Origin of the sequence: Pseudomonas sp. CP-1 (genome assembly GCF_021213715.1) — a bacterium.
In the GTDB taxonomy this organism is placed as follows: domain Bacteria; phylum Pseudomonadota; class Gammaproteobacteria; order Pseudomonadales; family Pseudomonadaceae; genus Pseudomonas; species Pseudomonas aeruginosa.
In genome coordinates this window covers 157,068-178,991 of sequence record NZ_JAJQKY010000002.1, presented here as the reverse complement: position 1 = coordinate 178,991, position 21,924 = coordinate 157,068, and the positions used below count along the sequence as shown (strand labels likewise).

General features: G+C 62.7%; 20 protein-coding genes, 1 tRNA gene and 1 pseudogene. 9 read left to right on the top strand and 13 right to left on the bottom strand.

The window, feature by feature from the left end; all coding sequences use genetic code 11:
* Positions 1–7: 7 nt before the first annotated feature.
* The 4 genes from secD to queA are packed head-to-tail and all read right to left on the bottom strand — an operon-like array spanning position 8 to position 4,486.
* Entirely contained in the window at positions 8–1,870 is a 1,863-nt protein-coding gene (gene secD / locus LT948_RS04690) for a protein translocase subunit SecD (RefSeq protein WP_003110921.1), read from the bottom strand.
* 59 nt (positions 1,871–1,929) lie between these two features.
* Entirely contained in the window at positions 1,930–2,268 is a 339-nt protein-coding gene (yajC, locus tag LT948_RS04685; protein ID WP_003092856.1) for a preprotein translocase subunit YajC, read from the bottom strand.
* A gap of 43 nt (positions 2,269–2,311) precedes the next feature.
* Complete coding sequence (gene tgt / locus LT948_RS04680) at positions 2,312–3,430, bottom strand: tRNA guanosine(34) transglycosylase Tgt (RefSeq protein WP_003100607.1); 1,119 nt, start codon at positions 3,428–3,430, stop codon at positions 2,312–2,314.
* Positions 3,431–3,442: 12 nt separating this feature from the next.
* Entirely contained in the window at positions 3,443–4,486 is a 1,044-nt protein-coding gene (queA, locus tag LT948_RS04675; protein ID WP_003137849.1) for a tRNA preQ1(34) S-adenosylmethionine ribosyltransferase-isomerase QueA, read from the bottom strand.
* A 102-nt stretch (positions 4,487–4,588) separates the two neighbouring features.
* Between queA and LT948_RS04670 the strand changes: the two genes are divergently transcribed.
* Positions 4,589–4,675 (top strand) — tRNA-Leu (locus tag LT948_RS04670).
* 164 nt (positions 4,676–4,839) lie between these two features.
* Positions 4,840–5,025 (top strand): Arm DNA-binding domain-containing protein, encoded by a 186-nt coding sequence (locus LT948_RS33255; protein ID WP_016562224.1) that lies wholly within the window; start codon positions 4,840–4,842, stop codon positions 5,023–5,025.
* 3 nt (positions 5,026–5,028) lie between these two features.
* On the opposite strand, the pseudogene LT948_RS04665 reads toward LT948_RS33255, so the two are convergent.
* Positions 5,029–6,190: pseudogene (locus LT948_RS04665) on the bottom strand (IS3 family transposase).
* Positions 6,191–6,387: 197 nt separating this feature from the next.
* Here LT948_RS04665 and LT948_RS04660 point away from each other — a divergent pair.
* Both LT948_RS04660 and LT948_RS04655 read left to right on the top strand, forming a co-directional pair.
* Positions 6,388–6,747, top strand: a complete 360-nt coding sequence (locus LT948_RS04660) for a nucleotide pyrophosphohydrolase (protein ID WP_016562225.1) — start codon at positions 6,388–6,390, stop codon at positions 6,745–6,747.
* Positions 6,744–7,727, top strand: coding sequence for a hypothetical protein (locus LT948_RS04655; protein WP_023091068.1), 984 nt, complete (start codon positions 6,744–6,746; stop codon positions 7,725–7,727). Before LT948_RS04660 ends, LT948_RS04655 begins: the two co-directional genes overlap by 4 nt.
* A gap of 537 nt (positions 7,728–8,264) precedes the next feature.
* On the opposite strand, the gene LT948_RS04645 is transcribed toward LT948_RS04655, so the two are convergent.
* On the bottom strand, positions 8,265–9,845 hold the full coding sequence (locus tag LT948_RS04645) for an EAL domain-containing protein (RefSeq protein WP_033995009.1): 1,581 nt from the start codon (positions 9,843–9,845) through the stop codon (positions 8,265–8,267).
* Between the two features lie 129 nt (positions 9,846–9,974).
* On the opposite strand from LT948_RS04645, the gene LT948_RS04640 reads away from it, so the two are divergent.
* On the top strand, positions 9,975–10,472 hold the full coding sequence (locus LT948_RS04640) for an RDD family protein (RefSeq protein WP_003092862.1): 498 nt from the start codon (positions 9,975–9,977) through the stop codon (positions 10,470–10,472).
* 131 nt (positions 10,473–10,603) lie between these two features.
* Here the strand turns inward: LT948_RS04640 and lptG are convergent, their stop codons facing one another.
* The 4 genes from lptG to LT948_RS04620 all read right to left on the bottom strand — a co-directional run bounded on the left by lptG (position 10,604) and on the right by LT948_RS04620 (position 14,793).
* Positions 10,604–11,671 carry an LPS export ABC transporter permease LptG gene (lptG, locus tag LT948_RS04635; RefSeq protein WP_003092863.1) on the bottom strand — a complete coding sequence of 356 codons (1,068 nt, stop codon included), beginning with the start codon at positions 11,669–11,671 and terminating at the stop codon, positions 10,604–10,606.
* Positions 11,664–12,782 (bottom strand): LPS export ABC transporter permease LptF, encoded by a 1,119-nt coding sequence (lptF, locus tag LT948_RS04630; protein WP_033995010.1) that lies wholly within the window; start codon positions 12,780–12,782, stop codon positions 11,664–11,666. The genes lptG and lptF overlap by 8 nt, the downstream gene beginning before the upstream one ends.
* Positions 12,783–12,973: 191 nt before the next feature.
* Complete coding sequence (locus LT948_RS04625; protein WP_033995011.1) at positions 12,974–13,897, bottom strand: alpha/beta hydrolase; 924 nt, start codon at positions 13,895–13,897, stop codon at positions 12,974–12,976.
* Between the two features lie 83 nt (positions 13,898–13,980).
* The gene (locus tag LT948_RS04620; RefSeq protein WP_016253042.1) at positions 13,981–14,793 is read right to left on the bottom strand and encodes an AraC family transcriptional regulator; all 813 of its coding nucleotides are present in this window, start codon (positions 14,791–14,793) and stop codon (positions 13,981–13,983) included.
* Positions 14,794–15,129: 336 nt separating this feature from the next.
* Here LT948_RS04620 and LT948_RS04615 point away from each other — a divergent pair, with 336 nt between their 5' ends.
* From LT948_RS04615 to LT948_RS04600, 4 genes are all read left to right on the top strand, one after another.
* Positions 15,130–16,617 (top strand): leucyl aminopeptidase, encoded by a 1,488-nt coding sequence (locus LT948_RS04615; protein WP_009313447.1) that lies wholly within the window; start codon positions 15,130–15,132, stop codon positions 16,615–16,617.
* Positions 16,614–17,042, top strand: a complete 429-nt coding sequence (holC, locus tag LT948_RS04610) for a DNA polymerase III subunit chi (protein WP_009313446.1) — start codon at positions 16,614–16,616, stop codon at positions 17,040–17,042. Before LT948_RS04615 ends, holC begins: the two co-directional genes overlap by 4 nt.
* Positions 17,043–17,053: 11 nt before the next feature.
* Positions 17,054–17,422: a hypothetical protein gene (locus LT948_RS04605; RefSeq protein WP_009313445.1), complete on the top strand. Its 369-nt coding sequence runs from the start codon at positions 17,054–17,056 to the stop codon at positions 17,420–17,422.
* Between the two features lie 120 nt (positions 17,423–17,542).
* Entirely contained in the window at positions 17,543–20,395 is a 2,853-nt protein-coding gene (locus LT948_RS04600) for a valine--tRNA ligase (protein ID WP_023092485.1), read from the top strand.
* On the opposite strand, the gene LT948_RS04595 is transcribed toward LT948_RS04600, so the two are convergent.
* The 3 genes from LT948_RS04595 to LT948_RS04585 form a co-directional block, all read right to left on the bottom strand.
* Positions 20,392–20,745, bottom strand: a complete 354-nt coding sequence (locus tag LT948_RS04595; RefSeq protein WP_049259899.1) for a hypothetical protein — start codon at positions 20,743–20,745, stop codon at positions 20,392–20,394. The genes LT948_RS04600 and LT948_RS04595 overlap by 4 nt on opposite strands.
* A gap of 144 nt (positions 20,746–20,889) precedes the next feature.
* Complete coding sequence (locus tag LT948_RS04590) at positions 20,890–21,273, bottom strand: hypothetical protein (protein WP_123903205.1); 384 nt, start codon at positions 21,271–21,273, stop codon at positions 20,890–20,892.
* A gap of 331 nt (positions 21,274–21,604) precedes the next feature.
* Positions 21,605–21,904: a hypothetical protein gene (locus tag LT948_RS04585; protein WP_123903204.1), complete on the bottom strand. Its 300-nt coding sequence runs from the start codon at positions 21,902–21,904 to the stop codon at positions 21,605–21,607.
* Positions 21,905–21,924 lie beyond the last annotated feature (20 nt).

The window sequence follows — 21,924 nt, the reverse complement described above, 5'->3', positions numbered from 1 at the left end:
AGCCCCCTTAGATCCACAGCTTCTTGAAGTCACGCCCGCCGAAGATCAGGTTGACCATTGCGCGGGTGACCATGATGGCCGTGAACATCGAGGTGATGATGCCGAGCGACATGGTCACGGCAAATCCTTTCACCGGGCCGGTGCCCATGGCGTAGAGGATGCCGCCGACCAGCAGCGAGGTCAGGTTGGCGTCGAGGATCGCGGTGAAGGCACGGTTGAAGCCTTCGTGGATCGCCCTCTGGACCGACATGCCATTGGCCAGCTCCTCGCGTATCCGCGAGAAGATCAGCACGTTGGCGTCCACCGCCATGCCCATGGTCAGCACGATACCGGCGATGCCCGGCAGGGTCAGGGTCGCGCCGAGGATCGACATCAGCGCTACCAGCATGACCATGTTGAAGGCCAGCGCAACGGTGGCGATCACGCCGAAGAAACGGTAGATGACGATGATGAACAGCGATACGAAGAGCATGCCCCAGAGCGACGCATCGACACCCTTGGCGATGTTGTCCGCCCCCAGGCTCGGGCCGATGGTGCGTTCTTCGGCGAAGTACATCGGTGCAGCCAGGCCGCCGGCACGCAGCAGCAGGGCCAGTTCGGAGGACTCGCCCGGGCCATCGAGGCCGGTGATGCGGAACTGGTTGCCCAGCGGCGACTGGATGGTCGCCAGACTGATGATCTGCTTCTCTTCCTTGAACGCCGGAACCGCGACCTCCTTCTCGACGCCATCGACCATCTGCTTGGTGTAGCGGGTCACCGGCTTCTGCTCGATGAACACCACCGCCATGCTGCGGCCGACGTTGTTGCGGGTGGCGCGGTTCATCAGCTCGCCGCCGTGGCCATCCAGGCGGATGTTCACCTGCGGGCGGCCGTTCTCGTCGAAACTGGCGCTGGCGTCGGTGACCTGGTCGCCGGTGATGATCACCCCGCGCTCCAGCGGCACCGGCGGACGGCGCGGCTCGCGGAACTCGAAGGTCTCGGTGGCGGACTTCAGGGCGTCCGGCTCGGCGGCCAGGCGGAATTCGAGGTTGGCGGTCTTGCCGAGGATTCGCTTGGCTTCCGCGGTGTCCTGCACGCCCGGCAGCTCGACCACGATGCGATTGGCGCCCTGGCGCTGCACCAGCGGCTCGGATACGCCCAGCTCGTTGACCCGGTTGCGGACGGTGGTGAGGTTCTGCTTGATGGAGTACTCGCGGATTTCCGCCAGTTTGGCCTGGGTCAGGGCGACACGCAGGACCTGCAGGCCGTTGCGCTCTTCGGGCACGACCTCGAAATCGCGGAAGTCCTTGGCGATCAGGCTGCGCGCCTTGTCCAGGGATTCGCTGTCGGTGAAGCCGAGCTGGATCGCGCGATCCTGGATCGGCAGGCTGCGGTAGCGCACGCGCTCCTTGCGCAGCAGGCTCTTCACTTCGCTTTCATAGACCTTCAGGCGGGCATCGACCGCCTTGTCCATGTCCACTTCCAGCAGGAAGTGCACGCCGCCGGACAGGTCCAGGCCGAGCTTCATTGGGCTGCCGCCCAGCTTGCGCAGCCACTCGGGAGTGGTCTGGGCCAGGTTCAGCGCCACCACGTAGTCGTCGCCCAGGGTCCGGCGCACCACTTCCTTGGCGGGAAGCTGGTCGTCCTGCTTGACCAGGCGGATCAGGCCGCCCTTCTTCGACAGGCTGTTGGCCTTCACCGCGATACCGGCGTCGGTCAGCGCCTTGGCAGCGCGGTCGACGTCGGCCTGGGTGACCTGCAGCGCCGTGCTGGCGCCGCTGATCTGCACCGCCGGGTCGTCCGGGTAGAGGTTGGGTGCGGAATAGATGAACCCGACGGCGAGGACCGCCAGGATCAGCAGATATTTCCACAGAGGATACTTGTTGAGCATGACACCGCCCGTTATGACGCGGGGCGCCTTGCGCGCCCCGTCATGTGTTTAGGTGAAAATCAGATCGCTTTCAGGGTGCCTTTCGGCAGGGTCGCGGCAATCGCGGCCTTCTGGAACTTCAGCTCGACGTTGTCGGAAACCTCGACGACGACGAAATCGTCGGCGACCTTGGTCACCTTGCCGGCGATACCGCCGGAAGTGACGACTTCGTCACCTTTTTGCAGGTTGCCCAGCAGGTTCTTGTGTTCCTTGGCGCGCTTGGCCTGGGGACGCCAGATCATCAGGTAGAAGATGACCAGGAAACCAACCAGGAAGACCCACTCGAAACCGGTGCCGGCCGGGCCAGCGGCTGCCGGAGCGGCTGCGTCGGCGTAGGCAGCGGGAATTAGAAAGCTCATGTAGCACTCCTGTCACAAAGCAATAGAGTTGGATAAAGGAAAGTCAGGCATCCAGCGGCGGCGTGGGAAGGCCGCGCTTGGCATAGAAGGCATCGACAAAGGCGGCCAATGTACCCTGTTGGATTGCCTCGCGCAAACCAGCCATAACCCGCTGATAATGCCGCAAGTTGTGGATGGTATTGAGCATGCTACCGAGCATTTCCCCGCACTTGTCCAAGTGGTGCAGATAGGCGCGGGAAAAATGTTTGCAGGTGTAACAGTCGCAGGTCGGGTCGAGCGTGGAGTCGTCGTGCTTGTGTACCGAGTTGCGGATCTTGATCACCCCGCTGTCGACGAACAGGTGGCCGTTGCGCGCATTGCGCGTCGGCATCACACAGTCGAACATGTCCACGCCGCGGCGCACGCCTTCCACCAGGTCTTCCGGCTTGCCCACGCCCATCAGGTAGCGCGGCTTGTCGGCCGGCATCTGCGGCGGCAGGAAATCGAGCACGCGGATCATCTCTTCCTTCGGCTCGCCCACCGACAAACCACCGATGGCCAGGCCGTCGAAGCCGATCTCCTGCAAGCCATCCAGCGAGCGCAGGCGCAGGTCCTCGTGCATACCGCCCTGGACGATGCCGAACAGCGCCGACGGGCTATCGCCATGGGCGATCTTCGAGCGCTTGGCCCAGCGCAGCGACAGCTCCATGGAGCGCTTGGCGACGTCATGGTCGGCCGGGTACGGCGTGCACTCGTCGAAGATCATCACGATGTCCGAGCCCAGGGCGCGTTGCACCGCCATGGACTCCTCCGGCCCCATGAAGACCTTGGCGCCGTCCACCGGCGAGGCGAAGGTCACGCCCTCCTCCTTGATCTTGCGCATGGCTCCCAGGCTGAACACCTGGAAACCGCCGGAATCGGTGAGGATCGGGCCTTTCCACTGCATGAAGTCGTGCAGGTCGCCGTGGCGCTGGATCACCTCGGTGCCCGGGCGCAACCAGAGATGGAAGGTGTTGCCGAGGATGATCTGCGCGCCGATGTCCTCGATGTCGCGCGGCAACATGCCCTTCACCGTGCCGTAGGTGCCCACCGGCATGAAGGCCGGGGTCTCGACCACGCCGCGGGGGAAGGTCAGGCGGCCGCGACGGGCCTTGCCGTCGGTCGCCAGCAGCTCGAAGTTCATGAAGCTCATGGATCAGTCCTCGGGTCCGCGGGGCGCGGGATTGCGGGTGATGAACATGGCATCACCGTAACTGAAGAAGCGATAGCCCTGCGCCACCGCCGCGGCGTAGGCGGCCATGGTCTCCGGGTAGCCGGCGAAGGCCGAGACCAGCATCAGCAGGGTGGATTCGGGCAGGTGGAAGTTGGTGACCAGAGCATCGACCACATGGAACGGCCGGCCCGGGTAGATGAAGATGTCGGTGTCGCCGCTGAAGGGCTTCAGCTCACCGTCGCGTGCCGCGCTTTCCAGCGAGCGCACGCTGGTGGTGCCGACGGCGACTACCCGGCCGCCGCGGGCCCGGCAGGCGGAAACCGCGTCCACCACGTCCTGGCCGACCTCCAGCCATTCGCGGTGCATCACATGGTCCTCGATACGCTCGACACGCACCGGCTGGAAGGTACCGGCACCGACATGCAGGGTAACGAAGGCGGTATCCACCCCCTTCGCGCGGATCGCCTCGAGCAGCGCCTCATCGAAGTGCAGGCCGGCGGTCGGGGCCGCCACCGCACCGGCGCGCTGGGCGTAGACGGTCTGGTAGCGCTCGCGGTCGGCCGCATCGTCCGGTCGGTCGATATAGGGAGGCAACGGCATGTGCCCGACCCGCTCCAGCAAAGGCAGCACAGGCTCGGCGAAAGCGAGTTCGAACAGAGCGTCGTGGCGTTGCAGCATCTCCGCGCTGCCACCGCCTTCGACGAGGATCCGCGTACCGGGCTTGGGCGCCTTGCTGGCGCGTATGTGGGCAAGCACCCGGTGCTGGTCGAGCACGCGCTCGACCAGGACTTCCAGCTTGCCACCGGACTCCTTCTGGCCGAACAGGCGCGCCGGGATCACCCGGGTATTGTTGAACACCATCAGGTCGCCCGGACGCAGGTAGTCCAGGAGATCGGCGAATTGTCTGTGGGCGAGGGTTCCCGTCGGGCCATCCAGCGCCAACAGGCGGCTTGCGCGGCGTTCAGGCAGGGGATGACGGGCGATCAGGGCCTCGGGCAAGTCGAAATGAAAATCGGCGACACGCATGGGGAGACTCTCGAAAGGCCGCGTAGCTTACCGGAAATGTGTTTTCCCCGCCACGAACCCGATTGACCAACGGTAGGCGCCTCCCTATACTGCGCCGCCATTGCCTCGGTGGCGGAATCGGTAGACGCGGCGGATTCAAAATCCGTTTCTGGCGACAGAGTGAGAGTTCGAGTCTCTCCCGAGGCACCACCACATTGTTTCTAGGACTTCCCAAGAAATCCCGAAACCCACGAAGAACCGGCCCTCTGGCCGGTTTTTTGTTGCCTGCGATTCCCAACCAAACCCTTGTAAGCCCATCGATTTGGGGGCATATATGGGGGGATCTGAGTTCGGTCAAGGACGATTCCCCCAGAATGAGCGCAACCCTCGACGACTCGGGCTTCTCAGCCCTGCAGCCCAAAGACCGTCCCTACAAGGTAAGTGCCGGCGCCAGCCTCTTCCTGAAGGTGAATCCCCACGGTTCGAAACTGTGGCGACTCAAATACCTAGTGAGAGGGACTGAGAAAGGGTTGGCGCTCGGCACCTATCCAACGATGTAGTGGTCAACCCATCCCGGACAGTGGGTTGAGTTTTTCTTCGGCCACCGCAGGCGGTAGCCCGTCGTTGAATTGATGCGGCCTGATCCAGTTGTAGCGGTGCATCAGGTAATGACTGATGTCCCGTTGGGCCTCCCGCGCCATCAGGTAATCCGTTGACGGGACCCGATCCGACTTCAGACTGCGGAACAGGCGCTCCATCGGCGAGTTATCCCAGCAATGCCCCGGCGGCTCATGCTCTGCTGCATCCGATAGCGCCAGAGCCGTTGCCGAAACAGGCGGCTGGCGTACTGGCTGCCTTGGTCTGAATGGAACAGCACCTGCTGTGGCTTGCCGCGCTGTTCGTAGGCCATGTCCAGGGCCTTGATCACCAGCTCGGCATCCGGCTTGGCCGAGAACACCCAGCCGATCACCCGCCGGGTATGCAGATCCAGCACCGCGGCCAGGTAGTGCCAACGGCCTTACGCCCAGACGTAGGTGATGTCGCCACACCACACCTGATTGGGATGCTCGGTCGCGAATTCGCGGTTCAGCCGATTCGGGATATCCGGCCGCTCAACCGTGGCCTGTTTGTAGGCGTGCGAGCCCGGTTGCTTGCTGACCAAGCCCAGCTCACGCATCGACCGACGTACCCGGAAACGACCGATGGTCACGCCCTCTTCGCGCAGCATGCCCAGGATGCTGCGGCTGCCGGCCGAGCCCCGACTCTGGCTGAACAACTGGTTGACCTGGCTGCGTAGCGCCACGCGGCGCGCATCGACCCGACGACGTCGAAGACGGTGGACGTAGTAGCAAGACCGCGCCACATCGAAAGCTGAACAGACCACCTCCACCGACTCCTGCTTACTCAACTGCTCTATCAGCGCGTACGATCGAGTTCGTCCGACATCAAGAGAGCGGTAGCCTTTTTTAGAATCGCTTTCTCCCGCTCCAGCCGGTTGATCCGAGCCTCCAGCTCCTGGATCTTCTGCTGTTCGGGGGTGAGCGCCTTGCTCTTCGGGGTCACGCCATCGCGCTCCTGCTGGAGCTGTTTCACCCAACAGCGCAAGGCCGAATCCACCACCCCCAGCGAACGGCAGGCGTCGATATGGCTGTAGCCATGGTCCAACACCAGTGCCGCGGCCTCTCGTTTGAACTCGGCGGAAAACGTACGTCGTTGCTTGCTCATCAGACACCTCTTTCACGGCGAGGATTCTCGCCTAAATCGGTGTCCGGGATCAGTAGACCACCACAACCGCCCCTCATCGATACAGCAGTCAGCCCGAAGCTATTTCACCCAGATATCCTCTATTGACCGCCCTAGACACGAAAGACCCTACAAGCTAACGTCCAAATTCCTACAGCAATACTCGTGAATCTCTCCTCATGGACGTCTTGAAGCATCTGCAGACGGAGCTAGCCAAGTTCGCCTCCGAACGTGACTGGAACCAATTCCACACCCCCAAGAATCTCGCTATGGCGCTATCTGGCGAAGCGGGCGAGTTACTTGAACGCTTCCAATGGCTGACCCCAGAGCAAAGCGAGCGGGTAGCTTTGTCGAGTGAAGCCTTGGAAGGCATCGAAGAAGAGATGGCCGATGTATTGCTTTACCTAATTCGGCTAGCTGATCGCCTCAATATAAACTTGGCAACTGCCGCCCAAACTAAGCTTAAAAGGAACGCGGAGAAGTACCCCATCGACCAAGCCAAGGGAAACGCAGTCAAGTACTCGAGGAGAAGCAAATGACTGCCCGAGTAGTCTACCAACCCTGCTCGGACGATACTGCACGCAAGAATCTACAGACCACCATTCTCAACCCAGTGCAGCTCAGTGAAGTCGAAGACTTGCTAGAGCCAGAGTTGCGAGCTGAGCTGCATTCCGCATACCCCGACGGCAAGCTTTTCATCTGGGGACTTGCATCACCTAGAACAAGAAATGCCTGGCTTACCATGGAGCCAGGTGACACCGTCATCTTCAACACTAAAGCAGTCGTCACAGTCAGTGCCTGCTTTACTCATCGTACGCATAATCGCGATCTTGCCTTGAAGCTATGGGGTTGGGCAGATGCCTCATCTGGCATCACATGGGAAAACATCTACTTCGTAACTGATGTACGCCACCACGCAATTCGCTTCAAATCCATACAAGCGCATATCGGCAGCCAACATGACCGCTCCTTCTATCGATACAACGAGGAGCAGAGCGCAGCGATCCTTGAAGGTTTTGCAGAGCTTGACCACGACTACGGCGACAACGACGTCACCTTGGAGGATGCCCGTTATGACATCCAAAACCAACCTACTGACGGAGTCGCGAACCGTGCCACTCGATTAGAACATAAGTACATCGTACGGCACTTATTCCAAAACAAGCTCACCAGTACCTGTTGCATTTGCCTTAAGGAATACCCTCGGCATTTGCTGGTAGCGGCACATATCAAGAGGCGGTCTGCTTGTAGCTCAGACGAGAAGCTCGACATCGAAAATATTGCAGCCCCCATGTGCCGGCTTGGTTGTGATCCATTGTTCGAGCATGGCTACATTTCTGTGAGAAACGGAGAAGTCGTCATGCATCCTTCTCGCGAAATGACCGAGGCTACAGCTAGCTATGTCAATAGCGTGCTGGGCAAGCAAGTGTCGGTATGGAACAAAAAGAACAGAAAGTACTTTGACTGGCATCTCAATGCTCATGGGTTTGAACCTGCAGAGCTGGCAAACATAAATTGACGGCGTGACACTGCTGATCAAAGGAGCCCAGTCAGGCGCTCATGGCAACTATGATTGCTCTAACGCCTTCAAAAAGGCCTCGCAGGAGAAAAGTCGGAGTGCAATTTCTTTTGGGGCATTATTGGGGGCATCAAAAAGAGCGCAAGGAAACACAGTTCTAAAGAATCAGCATCTTCGGCCATAAGTTCGGTTCCCTCCCGAGCACCATCCTGACTTCCCAAGCGTTTCCAGGGGGAGCACAGGACAGCAGAGAAACCGGCCTTCGCGCCGGTTTTTTGTTGTCTGCGATCTGATCCGGCCTGCAAATAAAAAAAGGCAGCGCTGGAGTCGAGACGCTGCCTTTACCCGAACTGCTGTCTTCCCAGCTCGGCGAAAAAAATCTACCACAGCCGAAGCAAAAAAATAGCCCCGCGGATGCGAGGCATTTTGTCGTGCCAGAGGCGATGCAGGGCTTGCACCTGCTCGACCTGCGGGCCTTTTGTCTCATCCGTAACGAAGAAGCTGAGAGGCTGCCCCTCGCCGAGGGACTGGTAGCCGCTAGCCTCGATCTGCCGGAAGTGCGACGACGGAAGCGTCCTGCCCCTCCTGCACAGTCAGGCTGGAAAGCAGACTCTCCAGCGGCATCGGCCGGCCGATCAGGTAGCCCTGCAGGTAATCCACCCCGCGGGCGGCCAGGTAGTCACGCTGCTCGGGGGTCTCCACGCCTTCGGCGACGATATCCAGGTCGAGCTTGGCGGACAGCTCGACGATGCTGTCGAGAATATGCCCGGAAAGAGTATCGATGCCGATGCGGGCGACGAAGCTCTGGTCGATCTTCAGGCAGTCCACCTGGAACTTGCGCAGGTAGGCCAGGCTGGAATGTCCAGTGCCGAAATCGTCGATGGCGATCTTCACTCCCAGGGCATGCAATTCGTCGAACAGGCGGTCGGTGACTTCGCTCGACTCGATCAGCTCGCGCTCGGTCAGTTCCAGGACCAGGGTGATGTGCCCGGGCGGAAACGCCGCCAACAGATCGCGACAGTCGTCCACCAAGGCCAGTTCGTGGCAATGGGTGGCACTGATGTTGAAACCGATGTGGAAGCCTGGCTCCAGCTTCCCGGCATGCCCGCCCAGGTCTTCCGCGACCTGGCGCATCAGCGCGCGCGTCATCGGTACGATCAGTCCCGAGCGCTCGGCGAAAGGTATGAACAGGTCGGGCCGGATCAGTCCCTCGCGCGGATGACGCCAGCGCATGAGCACCTCGACGCCTATCCAGCGTCCGCCCTGGCCGGGACTCAGCGGCTGGTAGTAGGGAATGAACTCGTTGGCCTCCAGGGCCCGGCGCAGTTCGCTGCTGGGCGAGGCGACCCGCCTGGATAGCCAGTAGCACAGAGTGCCGGCCAGCAGTCCGAAGAACAGTAGCAGGCCGAACATCGCCGGGTTCTGCGAGCGGATCGATCGCCATTCCTCGCCCTCGGGGAAACCCGACAGCACCCGCAACGGATAACGCTGCGAAGCGAGCGATACGGCGGCGACCTCATAGGTGGGCGGCGCGTCGCGGTGGGTGCGGCCCTCGGCATCCAGCCAATTGGGACCGACCACCAGCACCTGTCGGCTACGTCGGTCGACGAGGTCCAGCACGTAGCTCAAGTAGCGCCCGTCGATCGCCGCCAATACCCCGCGCTTGCCGTCGGAGTCCCGCAGGACCAGCAGCGCGGCGTCCGGCGTGACCTGGTTGCCGGGCATCAGCAAGAGGCGTCCGTCGACATAGTTCTCGATCCGCACCGGCTCGTCGAAGCCGCCGAACAACGACGTGCAATAGATCGTATTGTCGCGCGTCAAATTGACCGAGCGTACGAACGGCATGATCGCCACTTGCTCGCGCAGCGCCAGTTCGGCCTCGGGACAGGGGCGCCCCGCCACCGGCATGACCTTGCGCGCCGCCAGCGCAGCGTTGTCGAGCATCCGTTCGAACTGCCGCACCGCATTCCCGGCTGCCTGCTCGGACGTCTCCTGGAGGCTTCGCTCGGCCTGCCAGTAGAGGATGAGCAGCCCCAGGACGATCGGCATCACCCCGACCAGCACGGACAACGACAGCCGGAGCGCCTTTCTCCTGGCTCGCTTCACCGGAATCGGCATAGAAAAGACTCGTAATGATTGGGGTCTGCGCAAAGACTAGAACAGCCGGGGAAAAGCGTTGCCCGGGTGGGCGGCGCAAGCTGCGGATGGACGTATAATCCCCGGCTTTGCCCCGCACGGAACACGCCGATGCCGAAACACATGCTTTCTCCCCAGGGCGACTATGCCCCTGCCGGTCTGGTCCGCCGCCTGGCGGCGATGTTCTATGACTTCCTGCTCTGCGTGGCGCTGATGATGGTGGTCACCTTGGTCTACCAGCAAGGCATCCTTCGACTGATCTACGGCAGCGAGCATCTGCGCGAACTGGCCGACCGCGGCGCGCTGATCGGCGACCCGCTGCTCTCGACCCTGCTGGTGTTCGCCCTGTTCGGCTTCTTCGCCAAATTCTGGACCCACAACGGCCAGACCCTGGGCATGCAGGTCTGGGGACTGCGCGTGCAGAACCGCGACGGCAGCGCCATCAGCCTGCTCCAGGCGCTGCTGCGCTTCATGATCGCCATCGCCTCCTGGCTGTGCCTCGGCCTCGGCTTCCTCTGGATGCTCTGGGACAAGGACAAGCGTACCTGGCACGACCGCTATTCGGAGAGCCAGGTGGTCAGGCTGCCGAAGAACACTCACAAGAAGTGAGCGAAACAGGTCCGCAGAACGCGCTGTTTTGGCCTTTGTCGCGCCGGCGGCCAGGCTACAGCCCGACGCGACAAGGAAGCACAAAGGCCACCCGTGGGTGGCCTTTTTTCATACCCGGCCTGCCGGGCCTGTCAGCCCGCCCGGCGTAGCAGCCAGACACCCGCCAGTGCGCAGATCGAGGCGGGGATCACCACCGCCAGCAGCGGCGGGAAGTCGAACACCAGGCTGGAGGGTCCGAGTAGGTCCTGGGCGATGCGGAAGACGAAGCCCACCAGCACGCCGGTGAAGATCCGCTGGCCCAGGGTCACCGAGCGCAACGGACCGAAGATGAAGGAAATCGCCATCAGCACCAGCGCGGCGGTCACCAGCGGTTGCAGGACCTTGGTCCAGAACGCCAGCCAGTAGCGGTTGTTGTTCAGGCCCTGGTCGGCGAGATAGTGGATGTACTGCCATAGACCGCTGATAGACAGCGCCTCTGGCTCCATCACCACAGTGTTCAGCAGTTGCGGGCTGAGCTGGGCATCCCAGCGTTCGGTCGGCAGCTTGACCACCTCGGAGCGCTTTTCCCTCGGATGCAGCAAGGTGGTGGTGACCTCTTCCAGTTGCCAGTGATCGGTCTCGAAGCGCGCGCGCTTGGCGAAACTGGCCGATTCCAGGCCACGCTGCTCGTCGAAGCGGTAGCGGGTCACGCCGTACAGCACGCCATTGGGCTGCACCGCGTTGATGTGGATGTACTCGCGCCCCTGGCGATGCCACAGACCGCGCTTGGAGCTTTGCGAATCGCCGCCGCCCTGGGCCAGGGCGCGGCCGCTCTGGGCGATGTTCTCGGTCCAGGGCGCGACGTACTCGCCAACCAGGATGCCGGCCAGCATCAGCACCAGCATCGGTTTCATCACCGCCCAGACGATCCGCGACAGGGATACCCCGGCCGCGCGCATGATGGTCAGTTCGCTGTTGCTGGCCAGGGTGCCGAGGCCGACCAGGCAGCCGATCAGCGCCGCCATCGGCAGCATGTCGTAGGCGCGCCGTGGCGCGGTGAGGAAGATGAAGCGCAGGGCATCGCCGATGCCGTAGCTGGCGCTGATGTCGTTGAGTTCGTCGATGAAGGCGAACAGCAGCGCCAGGCCGAGGATCACCCCGAGCACCGCGAGGATCGCGACGAAGACGGTGACACCGATGTAACGATCGAGCTTAACCATGCGCCACCTCGCGACCGGCACGGGAGGACGCCAGCTTCAGGCGCAAGGGTTCCCAATAGAACAGAAGAAGACCGATCGCCAGGAATAGTCCGTGGACCCACCACAGGCCGATGGCCATGGGGATCTTGCCTTTGTCCAACTGGCCACGGACAGCGATCAGCAGAGCCAGGTAGCCCATATAAAGGAGGATCGCCGGCAGCAGCTTGAGGAAGCGCCCCTGCCGAGGGTTGACCCGCGACAGCGGCACCGCCAGCAGGGTCACCACGAATACCAGCATCGGTGTCGACAGGCGCCACTGCAATTCGGCCTGGTAGCGTGGGTTGTCGCTGCCGAACAGATCGGCGGTGGGCACCGCGTCGCGCTCGCTCACCTCGCTGCTGGCCTCGGGCTTGGGCAGCATCACGCCATAGGTGTCGTACTGGATCGCCCGGTAGTTGGCCTGCCCGGGATTGCCGTCGTAGCGGTAGCCGTTGTGCAGGATCAGGTAACGGCTGCCATCCGCCTGGATGTTCTGGGTGCCCTTCTCCGCCACCAGGATGGAGATGCCGCGTTCCTGGTTGCTGCTGTTGAGGTCCTTCTGCGAAATGAAGATGCCGGCCAGTTCGCCGCGATCCTTCGACAGTTCCTCGGTATAGGTCACCCGGGTACCGTCGCGCATTGCCTGGAAACGGCCCGGGACCAGGGTGTCGAACTCGGTCAGGGTATCCTGCTTGTTCAACAGCAGGGCGAACTGGTTGATGCCCTGGGGCGCCAGGAACAGGCTCAGCCAGGCCACCAGGATCGCCACCAGCAGCGCCGGGGCCATGGTATAGCCGAGCAGGCGCTTCTGACTCATGCCGGTCGCCGAGAGCACGGTCATCTCGCTTTCCAGATAGAGCCGCCCGTAGGCCAGCAGGATGCCGAGGAACAGGCCAAGCGGCAGGATCAGCTGCAGGAAGCCGGGAATCCGGAACGCCATGATCAGGAACAGCGAACCGGGGTCGAGCAACCCCTGCGCCGCTTGCGCCAGGTACTTGATGAAACGGCCACTCATGATGATCACCAGCAGCACGGCGCTGACGGCGCTCATGGTGACCAGCACTTCACGGGACAAATAACGGAAAACGATCAATCCGGACACTCCTGGGTTGCCAGGCTCTGACGGGGCCCGTCGGCCCCGTCATCACGCGTTTCCGGCCATGGCGGCATGGCGCGGAGAAAATAGCCGGCATTATCCTGCGATTCGGCGGGCCTGTCACTGCGCAGGCCGAACCAAGAGCCCGATAGACCGTCGAGGCGAACGCTCGTTCAGCGCTTGCCGATTTATTCGACGACTGTCGCTGGCTGCTCGCCGCCCTCTCCGAGATGACGGACGAACCAGTCTGCCGCGGCCTGGCTGGTGGCGTCGAAATGCTCGATGTACGGCGTGAAATGGCCGCCAGCGAGCATCAGCAGCCGCTTGGGCGGCAATGCCCGCTGGTAGGCCTCCAGGCAAAGGTCCGTGGGCGTAAGCAGGTCCCGGTCGGCGACGATCATCAGCAGCGGCGTGGGGCTGATCCGCCCAATGTGAATGCCCGGCTCGTTCTCTCGCGCCAGCTCGGCGCTACGCAGGGTCACCCGGTTGCACCAGCTCGGCGCCAGCGCCGCGCTGTCGGTGAAGAACCGGTGGGCGTCCGCGCCGGCCATCGCGCAAGGCTCGTCGGGGCCCGCGGCGACCGCCGGCAACAGCGCCGGTGGCAAGCCCTCGAAGCGCCGCTGGCGGTCCGCGTCGAAGCTTGCCAGCAATGCCGGCAACTGCTCGGCGCGGGTCCGGCGCAACGCCGAGGCATGGCCGCTGACGGTCGGCACCAGCGCCACCACGCATTTCACCCGCCGATCCAGTGCGGCCACTTCCAGCACATGTCCGCCGCTGTAGCTGGTTCCCCAGATGCCGATACGCCTCGCGTCGACCCGTGCCTGGGCACCCAACCAGGTGATCGCGTCGCGATAGCCGCGACGCTGCATCACCGGATCGATTTCCTGGCGCGGCTCGCCGTCGCTGTCGCCGAAGTTCGGATGATCGTAGAGGAGCACGACGAAGCCGGCGGCGGCGAATACCTCGGCGTAACGGTCCAGGTACTGCTCCTTCACCCCGGAAAAACCGTGCGTCATGACGATCGCCGGCCGCTCGGCACGCGCCTCCGGCAAATACAGCCAGCCGCGCAGGGCGACACCCTCGGAGCGGAACTCCACGTTCAGTCGTTGCATGCTTGCCTCCCGGGGCAGTCGTCTGGAAACGGGCCCAGCATAGGAATCCTGCCGCGTCGGCGCCGCCCGCCAACGGACGAAGGCTACGCCGAATCGGACAAGGCGAAGTAGCGGCTCGGCGTGCTCCCGGTCAGGCGTCGGAACATGGCACTGAATGCGCTGGGCGTCTGGTAGCCGAGATCCACGGCGATCCGCGCCACCGCTTCGCCAGCCGCCAGGCGTGGCAGGGCGGCGGCTAGGCGCACCTGGTGGCGCCAATGGACGAAGGTCACTCCCAGTTCGGAGAGAAACAGCCGTGCCAGGGTCCGCGAGGACGCCCCCACGCAGCGCGCCCACTCCTCCAGCCCGCGAGGGTCGGCGGGATCCTCCAGCAGCGCCTGGCAGATTCTTCCCAGGCGTCGGTCCGCGGGGTCGGGCAAGGCCAGGGGCTGTTCCCGCGACCACTCCAGTTCATCCAGCAGCACCGCCATCAACCGCCCCTCCCGGCCGCGCTCGTCGTACAACAACGGCAGGCCGGCGGCGCGCACGATCAACTCGCGCAACAATGGGCTGACCATCACTCCGCGCGGCACCCGGGGGAATTCTGGCGGGCAGGACTGCGGCCGGACATAGACGGTGTGCAAGCGGACCTCGCCGCGCGCCAGCATCGCGTGCGCCATCCCCGCCGGCATCCATACCGCGCGCTGCGGCGGGACCAGCCATAGCGTGCGACCGACATGCAGTTCGATCACGCCCGACAGGGCATGGATCAACTGCGCCCGCTCGTGCCGATGCTCGGCGACCACGAAACCCGCCGGGAAGGTCTTGGCCATGACCCCGAGCGGCCGGCCGACTCGCTGGTAATCGCGTGGGTCGGTACTCCGGGCGGGATCCGCGACAGGTTTGCTGGCGGGCACGGTGCGACTCCTGCGGAACGAAACGTTCATTATAGGGACGCGGCATGGCCGCGGGTTCCCATGCGTACACAGTCGTGCCAGACACGCCGCAGTTGTGCGACCATGTGCGGCAACGGCCGGGAGGCACCGCCAACCCGGCTCCGGCGCTGTAGAACCTCGGTTGCCATCCTCGGCATGGAACGACCCCCGCCGCAACGACTAAGCTGTCGCTGCCTGCGTCACCGCCCCGGCGGCGACCGTCAGTCCTCGGGACGAATCGTGCTCGGAACAATCGCTTACCGCTAACGGATGCCGCCCCTTGCGCCATCCCGACTGTCTGTATTGGGGACCTCTTCCATGGAATTCCTTGTTAAAAGCGTACGCCCGGAAACCCTGAAAACCGCCACCCTGGTGCTCGCCGTAGGCGAAGGCCGCAAGCTCGGCGCCAGCGCCAAGGCGGTCGACGACGCCACCGGCGGCGCCATCAGCGCAGTGCTCAAGCGTGGCGACCTGGCCGGCAAGGTCGGCCAGACCCTGCTCCTGCAGAGCCTGCCCAATCTCAAGGCCGAGCGCGTGCTGCTGGTCGGCGCCGGCAAGGAGCGCGAACTGGGCGACCGCCAGTACCGCAAGCTGGCCTCCGCCGTGCTGTCGACCCTCAAGGGCCTGGCCGGCGCCGATGCCGCGCTGGCCCTCGGCGATCTCGCGGTGAAAGGCCGCGATGCCCACGCGAAGGCGCGTCTGCTGGTGGAAACCCTGGCCGATGGCCTGTACGTGTTCGATCGCTACAAGAGCCAGAAAGCCGAGCCGCTGAAACTGAAGAAGCTGACCCTGCTCGCCGACAAGGCCGACAGCGCCGCCGTCGAGCAAGGCAGCAAGGAAGCCCAGGCCATCGCCAATGGCATGGCCCTGACCCGTGATCTCGGCAACCTGCCGCCGAACGTCTGCCATCCGACGTTCCTCGGCGAGCAGGCCAAGGGCCTGGCCAAGGAGTTCAAGGGCCTGAAGGTCGAGGTCCTCGACGAGAAGAAACTGCGCGAGCTGGGCATGGGCTCGTTCCTCGCCGTCGCCCAGGGCAGCGACCAGCCGCCGCGGCTGATCGTCCTGCAATACAACGGCGCGAAGAAGGACCAGGCCCCGCACGTGCTGGTCGGCAAGGGCATCACCTTCGACACCGGCGGCATCAGCCTCAAGCCGGGCCAGGGCATGGACGAGATGAAGTTCGACATGTGCGGCGCCGCCAGCGTCTTCGGCACCTTCCGCGCGGTGCTCGAACTGCAGTTGCCGATCAACCTGGTCGGCCTGCTCGCCTGCGCCGAGAACATGCCCAGCGGCGGAGCCACCCGTCCGGGCGACATCGTCACCACCATGAGCGGGCAGACCGTCGAGATCCTCAACACCGACGCCGAAGGGCGCCTGGTGCTGTGCGACGCACTGACCTACGCCGAGCGCTTCAAGCCTCAGTCGGTGATCGACATCGCCACCCTCACCGGCGCCTGCATCGTCGCCCTGGGCAGCAACACCTCGGGCCTTATGGGCAACAACGAAGCGCTGGTCAGGCAACTGCTCAAGGCCGGCGAGTTCGCCGACGACCGCGCCTGGCAATTGCCGCTGTTCGACGAATACCAGGAACAGCTGGACAGCCCGTTCGCCGACATCGCCAACATCGGCGGGCCGAAGGCCGGCACCATCACCGCCGGCTGCTTCCTCTCGCGCTTCGCCAAGAAATACCACTGGGCGCACCTGGACATCGCCGGCACCGCCTGGATCAGCGGCGGCAAGGACAAAGGCGCCACCGGCCGCCCGGTTCCGTTGTTGACCCAGTACCTGCTGGAACGGGCCAAGTGACCCGGGTCGATTTCTACGTGATCCCCAGCGCCGATCCGTCGGCGCGCCTGCAGGTCGCCTGCCGCCTGGCCGAGAAGGCCTGGCGGCAGGGCATGCATGTCTACCTGCATTGCGCCGACGAGGCGCAGCGCAGCGAGTTGGACGGCCGCCTGTGGAGCTTCCGCGGCGAGGCCTTCATTCCTCACAGCCTGGCCGAGGAAGACGCCGAGGCGCCCGTCGCCCTGGGCCTGAGCGAGCCCCCGGGGAACCATCGCGACCTGCTGATCAACCTGGCCCTCGAGGCCCCCGGCTTCGTCCCGAACTTTTCGCGGGTGGCCGAACTGGTGGTCGAGGAGCCGGCGATCCGCCAGGCGGCACGGGATAAATTCCGCTTCTACCGGGAGCAGGGCTATCCTCTACAGGACCATCGCCTGCCGCGTATCTGAAGTGCACGACCATGGACAGCCACAAACCGACACAACCCCCGGAGCAGTTGCTCGATGATCTGGAGTCGATCCACGACCTGCTCTACGAACGGAACGAGCCGCCCTTGCTGACCGAATCCTTCGAGCCGGACAACATTCCCCTGCTTTCCGACGTCGTCTCCCCCGGTACCGCACCGCGCGCGCCAGAGCCGCAGGCCGCGGCAGCCACCACGGCAGGGTTGGCGCCCACCGAACAGGAGCGCCTGGACGACGAGTTGCGAGCGTCCGCCGAACTGATCCTGCAGGAAGTCATCGACGACTTCGCCCCGCAGATCGAAGCCGAACTGCGCCGCCGCCTGCAAGCCCGCCTGGGTCGCCTGCTCGGCCAACGCAACGGCTGATCCGGACGCGGCGGGCGCCCGCCGCGGCCCGCGGCCTTACCCCCGGGCCGCCATCCCCGCTATACTCCCGAACTTTCTTCGCATTTTCCCCAGCCATATTCAGCTTTGGTCCCCTTTCGCATGGACAAGACTTACCAGCCGCACGCCATCGAGACTTCCTGGTACGAGACCTGGGAGTCCAACGACTACTTCGCTCCGAGCGGCGAAGGCCAGCCCTACACCATCATGATCCCGCCGCCGAACGTGACCGGCAGCCTGCACATGGGCCATGGCTTCAACAACGCGATAATGGACGCGCTGATCCGCTACCGCCGCATGCAGGGCCGCAACACCCTGTGGCAGCCGGGCACCGATCACGCCGGCATCGCCACCCAGATGGTGGTGGAGCGCCAGCTCGGCGCCCAGGGCGTGAGCCGCCACGACCTCGGCCGGGAGAAGTTCCTGGAGAAGGTCTGGGAATGGAAGGAACAGTCCGGCGGCAACATCACCCGGCAGATTCGTCGCCTGGGCTCCTCGGTGGACTGGTCGCGCGAGCGCTTCACCATGGACGACGGCCTCTCCGAAGCGGTCAAGGAAGCCTTCGTGCGCCTGCATGAAGACGGCCTGATCTACCGCGGCAAACGCCTGGTGAACTGGGACACCAAGCTGCACACCGCGATTTCCGACCTGGAAGTGGAAAACCACGACGAGAAGGGCCACCTCTGGCACCTGCGTTACCCGCTGGTGAACGGCGCGAAGACCAGCGAAGGCCTGGATTACCTGGTGGTCGCCACCACCCGTCCGGAAACCCTGCTGGGCGACGCCGCGGTCGCGGTGCACCCGGAAGACGAGCGCTACGCCAAGCTGATCGGCCAGTTCGCCGAACTGCCGATCGTCGGCCGGCGCATCCCGATCGTCGCCGACGAGTACGTCGACCGCGAATTCGGCACCGGCTGCGTGAAGATCACCCCGGCCCACGACTTCAACGACTACGAAGTGGGCAAGCGCCACGACCTGCCGCTGATCAACATCTTCGACAAGAACGCCGCGGTGCTGGCCCAGGCCCAGGTGTTCCACCTCGACGGCAGCGTCAACCCGAACCTCGACCCCAGCCTGCCGCAGAGCTACGCCGGCATGGACCGCTTCGCCGCGCGCAAGGCCATCGTCGCCGAGTTCGAGGCCATGGGCCTGCTCGAGAAGGTCGACGACCACGCACTGAAAGTACCGAAGGGCGACCGCTCCGGCACCGTCATCGAACCCTGGCTGACCGACCAGTGGTACGTCAGCACCAAGCCGCTGGCCGAAGACGCCATCGCCGCCGTGGAAGACGGCCGTATCCAGTTCGTGCCCAAGCAGTACGAGAACATGTACTTCTCCTGGATGCGCGACATCCAGGATTGGTGCATCAGCCGCCAGCTCTGGTGGGGCCACCGCATCCCGGCCTGGTACGACGAGGCCGGCAACGTCTACGTCGGCCGCGACGAGGTCGAGGTGCGCACCAAGCACAAGCTCGGCAACGAGGTCGAGTTGCGCCAGGACGAAGACGTTCTCGACACCTGGTTCAGCTCCGGCCTGTGGACCTTCTCCACCCTCGGCTGGCCGCAGCAGACCGAGTTCCTCAAGACCTTCCACCCCACCGACGTGCTGGTCACCGGCTTCGACATCATCTTCTTCTGGGTCGCGCGGATGATCATGCTCACCATGCACCTGGTGAAGAACCCCGACGGCACCCCGCAGATCCCGTTCAAGACCGTCTATGTCCACGGCCTGGTGCGCGACGGCCAGGGCCAGAAGATGTCCAAGTCCAAGGGCAACGTACTCGACCCGCTGGACATCGTCGACGGCATCGACCTCAATACCCTGCTGCAGAAACGCACCAGCGGCATGATGCAGCCGAAGCTGGCGGAGAAGATCGCCAAGCAGACCCGCGCCGAATTCCCCGAAGGCATCGCCAGCTACGGCACCGACGCCCTGCGCTTCACCTTCTGCTCGCTGGCCTCCACCGGCCGCGACATCAAGTTCGACATGGGCCGCGTCGAAGGCTTCCGCAACTTCTGCAACAAGATCTGGAACGCCGCCAACTTCGTCATCGAGAACACCGATGGCCAGGACACCGGGGTCAACGGCGAGCCGGTCGAGCTGTCCTCGGTCGACCGCTGGATCATCTCCCAGTTGCAGCGCACCGAGCAGGAAGTCACCCGCCAGCTCGACGCCTTCCGCTTCGACCTGGCCGCCCAGGCCCTCTATGAGTTCATCTGGGACGAGTACTGCGCCTGGTACCTGGAGCTGGTCAAGCCGGTGCTGTGGGACGAGAACGCCCCCATCGAGCGCCAGCGCGGCACTCGTCGCACCCTGATCCGCGTGCTGGAGACGGCCCTGCGCCTGGCGCACCCGTTCATGCCGTTCATCACCGAGGAAATCTGGCAGCGCATCAAGGGCCAGGCCGGCAAGGAAGGTCCGACCCTGATGCTGCAACCCTGGCCGGTGGCCGACGAAGGCAGGATCGACGCCGCCGCCGAAGGCGACATCGAATGGGTCAAGGCGCTGATGCTCGGCGTACGGCAGATCCGCGGCGAGATGAACATCTCCATGGCCAAGCGCATCGACATCATCCTCAGGAACGCCTCGCCCAGCGACCACCGCCGCCTGGCCGACAACGAGCCGCTGCTGATGAAACTGGCCAAGCTGGAAAGCATCCGCGTGCTGGAAGCCGGCGAGGAAGCGCCGATGTCCGCCACCGCCCTGGTCGGCGACATGGAAGTATTGGTGCCGATGGCCGGCCTGATCGACAAGAGCGCCGAACTGGGGCGCCTGGACAAGGAGATCCAGCGCCTGGAAGGCGAGGTCAAGCGCGTCGGCGGCAAGCTGTCCAACGAAGGCTTCGTCGCCAAGGCCCCGGCCGACGTGATCGAGAAGGAACGCGCCAAGCTAGCCGAGGCCGAACAGGCCCTGGCCAAGCTGGCCGAGCAACGGCAGAAGATCGCCGCGCTCTAAGCACTCTCGCCTAGGTACGGGGCTGCGGCCTCGTACCTTTCTCCCCAGGCGCCGCTGTCTATCTGCGCCGAAGTGATCTGGCATACCGCGTTCACCGTGGCGCTGGCCGAATAGGCGATTTCCGGCAGTTTGTTCTGTGTGGCCTGGCCGCTCAGCATCAGCGACAGCATGGCCTTGCCGGCATCGGTATTCATCGGCGGCAGGCGCATCAGGCCAAAGCCGCAATCCGCCGCTCCCGGCTTGCTGACGATGAAGCCCCAGCCTCCACCCGGAGAATTCGCGTCCACCATAAAGCCCACACGCATGATGGTGACGTTGTTGACTTTCTTGTCGATGGCGTGGGCTGATATTGATGTGAATAGCAGCCATAACAAAAAAACAATAACACCTTAAAAAACAAGAAACCATTAACAACACTCACTGCAAAACGTCAAAACCCCACTCTATAAACTGACTAAAGCAACCATGCCTTTAGAAAAATAAATATCCATTAGTTACCCACCTATCTTTCTCAATACTGAAAAAGCTTTATGCCTATTTTTTTGAGAGGCGCTCCGCCCCTCAACCACCCCCTCCAAGCGTGCTAGTAGTACATCACTGACTTCTACTCCTCCTTGCTCTATCCAAGAAAGTGCCAAACCAATCCAGTAGTCAGACTCACTATCCAGTCCCGCCAAAACAACATTTAAGTAACAAAATCCCCCCTCAAGCTTTTCCCTAACCTCTTCGTAAGGTTTCTCCAATAAAACCAGAACCCTCCAAAAACTCTCTTCCTCCTGGAGAAAAAAGACCTGATCCCCCATGGACAAATACCACAACCCTTCTGAATTACACCGTAGCGCCATACCAGCTTTAATATAATATTCAAAATCAGCCATCACATCCCTCTCTGGCGCTCAACCTCACACCATATTCATGAAAACTTCAACCCTTACCATGACAATTGATATATCTCAACAAGAATAAATACTTACCCACACATCCATAAACAGCAAAACAAAACCCACCCAAACCATCCTCATTCATTTAAAATTCACCGCAAATACCAACCATTTCACCCAGAAACCTATCTATAACGGCAACAGGAAAATTATTCTACCCAGCCCAGCCGTTCAAACAAACCCTCCCAGGCAAAACAAGCCCCTACAAACTTGCGCACCCTTATAAAGAAACACTCAAATAACCGCACCATTTTCAAGCTAGAGAAATTCAAAATATTTCTTTAACTACCCCCACCCCTACGACACGATCAAGCTCCCTGATTTCAAAGACATCACCAACCTTCACGTCATTACCGAAGAACTCCCAGCTAGCAAACTTTATCCTAGCCACAACAGCCTCTCCCGGATAGATGACTTTATCTCCAGGATAGGTATGGACCCCACTAGCAAGATATTCCACCTGACGAAATTTATGCTGCGGAGAGTATCCACTCGCAACACCTTTTACCTTAGGCCTAGGCACTTCCTCAGATAATTCCACCAAGGCTAAAATATCGTATCTCTTCATCAAGTCACCGAAAACTCATG